This is a genomic window from Streptomyces sp. NPDC051907, from assembly GCF_040681075.1.
Taxonomy (GTDB): domain Bacteria; phylum Actinomycetota; class Actinomycetes; order Streptomycetales; family Streptomycetaceae; genus Streptomyces.
In genome coordinates this window covers 1-2,630 of record NZ_JBFAYB010000216.1, presented here as the reverse complement: position 1 = coordinate 2,630, position 2,630 = coordinate 1, and the positions used below count along the sequence as shown (strand labels likewise).

The 2,630-nt window shown below is 67.3% G+C and carries 4 protein-coding genes; 3 read left to right on the top strand and 1 reads right to left on the bottom strand.

From position 1 onward, the window contains the following. Positions 1 to 28 precede the first annotated feature (28 nt). The gene (locus tag AB0M39_RS41765) at positions 29 to 820 is read right to left on the bottom strand and encodes a histone protein (RefSeq protein WP_365374358.1); all 792 of its coding nucleotides are present in this window, start codon (positions 818 to 820) and stop codon (positions 29 to 31) included. 244 nt (positions 821 to 1,064) lie between these two features. Between AB0M39_RS41765 and AB0M39_RS41760 the strand changes: the two genes are divergently transcribed. The 3 genes from AB0M39_RS41760 to AB0M39_RS41750 form a co-directional block, all read left to right on the top strand. Continuing rightward, positions 1,065 to 1,439, top strand: coding sequence for a gas vesicle protein (locus tag AB0M39_RS41760; RefSeq protein WP_365374355.1), 375 nt, complete (start codon positions 1,065 to 1,067; stop codon positions 1,437 to 1,439). Between the two features lie 28 nt (positions 1,440 to 1,467). Beyond that, positions 1,468 to 1,935: a gas vesicle protein GvpJ gene (gene gvpJ / locus AB0M39_RS41755; protein WP_365374352.1), complete on the top strand. Its 468-nt coding sequence runs from the start codon at positions 1,468 to 1,470 to the stop codon at positions 1,933 to 1,935. A gap of 3 nt (positions 1,936 to 1,938) precedes the next feature. Then, a partial coding sequence (locus tag AB0M39_RS41750; RefSeq protein ID WP_365374349.1) for a GvpL/GvpF family gas vesicle protein occupies positions 1,939 to 2,630 on the top strand: 692 nt, incomplete at its 3' end.

The following is a 2,630-nucleotide window of genomic DNA, read 5'->3' as shown; positions in this document are numbered from 1 at the left end:
CGCTGCCGCGTTCTGACTGTGCCATGACCTACCTCCGCGTGGACGGCTTGCGGCCTGACGTCTTCTTCGCGGCCGTCTTCTTCGCCGCGGTCTTCTTGGCCGCCGTCTTGCGGGCGGGAGCTCGCGCCGCGGACTTCTTCGCCGGCGCCTTCTTCGCTGGTGCCTTCTTCGCCGCCTTCTTGGCAGCGGACTTGGACGGTGCGGCCTTCTTGGCCGGCGCTGTCGATTTCGAGGCGCTCGATCGCCGCGCAGTCTTTCGGGCGGGAGCTTCGGAGCCAGTGCGCTTGCGGGCCGACGGCCGGCTGCGCCTGCGGGGCGGGGGCTCTTCTTCCTCCTCTTCCTCTTCCTCCGGCTCTTCCTCTTCTTCCTCCTCCTCTTCTTCTTCCTCCTCCTCTTCCTCGGCCTCCGGCTCCGCGTAGCCCTCCTCTTCCCCTTCCTCTTCCTCTTCCTCTTCCTCGTCTTCGTACTCGTCCTCGTAGGGCTCCTCTTCGTCTTCCGCGTCCTCCCCGCTGGTCAGTTCGAGAGTCCGATGGTGGAGGGTGTCGGCGAGGTCGGCGAGCTTGCGATTCGCCGCGGCTCCAAGTGCCTTCTTGCCCGCCTCCAGGGCCTCGCCCCGTAGCTGGTCGGTGATTTCAGCGAACTGGGGCGTCTCCTTGAGCTTGCTGAGGCCCTGCGTCAGGAGCTGACCCGGCTCGAGGCCGAAACGGCGACCGGCGAGGTACGTGGCCACCGTGAATGCGAGACGGCCCTTCTTCGCGCGCCCCAGTACATAACCCCCGGCCACCGCGGCCGCGAGCGTCATCTTGGTCGTGTCCTCCATGAGCTGCTATCCCTTCACCAGGGCGCTTGTGGGCTGCACGTCGCTGCCCAGGAATACCGTCCGGGTACACGGACTGCGCCAGCTGTTTCTGCGCCGGCAGCCGAAGTAACGGCCCATCGCCGGCAGCCGAAAAAACGGCCCCGCTCAGGCGGCTTGTACGCCACCTACCCCCGATGCCACACGCATCTCCCTATATCATGACATTGTAGGTTCAGTGAGAGGTGTCCCCCAGTGGAGTGAACACATGGCCGCAGCAGAACCGGCACGTCCGCGGAGAGTCCGTCACCGCCCACCCGAGGACGCCGAGGAACAGGAGCAGCCGCCGGCACGCCGCGCTTCCGCCAAGCGGAAGGCAGGGGTTCCCAACGCGGCTGCCGCGATGCGCTCCGCAGCGGGTCAACTGGCCGAACTGCTCGGCAGGGCCCCGGACTCCGTCTCGTCGCTCAAGCCGACCGAGGACGGCTGGGAGGCTCAGGTGGAAGTGGTGGAACTGGAACGCATCCCCGACACGACCAGCGTGATGGCCAGCTACAAGGTCGCCCTGGATCCGGAGGGGCAGCTGGTCTCCTACGAACGGACCCGCCGGTACAGCCGAGGCACGATCGACCGGCCGACCTGAAGACAGGCCGTCCTGGAAAGGAGGCGCCATGACCATGGTGCCGCAGAGCGGCGGCAGCGTGAGCAGAGGCGGAGGCGGCACGGGCGGCAGCAGCCTCTACGACGTGTTGGAGCTCATTCTCGACCGCGGTCTCGTCATCGACATTTTCATCCGTATCTCGGTAGTGGGCATCGAGCTCATCAAGATCGACGCCCGCATCGTGGTGGCCAGCGTCGACACCTACCTGCGTTTCGCCGAAGCATGCAACCGGCTCGATCTGGAAGCAGGCCGGAAGGCGCCTGCCCAGCTCCCCGAGGTCGTCGGAGAAATGATGGAAGGCGGATCCCACGGCAAAGCCAAGGGTGCGCTGAGCGGGGCGGTCGACGCTGTGACCGAATCCGTGACCGGCCGTTCCAAGCAGGAGGAAGAGGAACCGGAGGAAGAAGAGGCCGAGGAAGAGGCTCCCCCCAGGAAGCGGCGTCCCGCCCGGCGCCCGGCCCGCCGGGAGAAGGAGTAACCGATGGCGCTCTATGTGTACGCGATCACCGCTAAGGACCACCCTCAGCGCCTCGACGGCCTGACCGCGGTGGGCTCCGACCCCTCACCCGTGCGCACGGTCACCGCCGGCCCCCTGTGCGCAGTGGTCAGCGACATCTCCGAAGAGGTCCGGCCCAAGCGGAGAGACCTCCAGGCGCATCAGGCGGTGCTGGAGTCCCTCATGGCCGACGCCGTGGTCCTGCCGCTGCAGTTCGGCTACCTCGCCTCCGACGATCAGGCCGTCCAGCAGGCCCTGGAAGCGGGCACGGACAGCTACACCGCCACGCTCGAGCGACTCGACGGCTGCGCCGAGTTCCACGTGAGGGCGTCCCAGGCGGACGAGGACGAGCTGCTGCGCCAGATCCTGCAGGATTCCCCCAAGGCGGGGGAGCTCAACGAGCAGATCCGCTCCGGCGATCAGGATCCGCAGCTGCCCCTCGCGCTCGGGGAACTGGTCGCCCGCGAAGTTCAGGAACGCCAGGATTCGCTGGCAGCGGGACTCCTCGAAGCGCTGATTCCCTATGGCCGAGAGCACGTTGCCCATCCGCCCTCCAGCCCCGACTTCCTGAATCTGTCGCTGCTGGTGCCCCATGACCGGACAGAGGACTTCCTGGCGGCGCAGGCCAGCCTCGCTCGACAGATCGAGGGCGGCGTCGACTTCCGGGTCACCGGCCC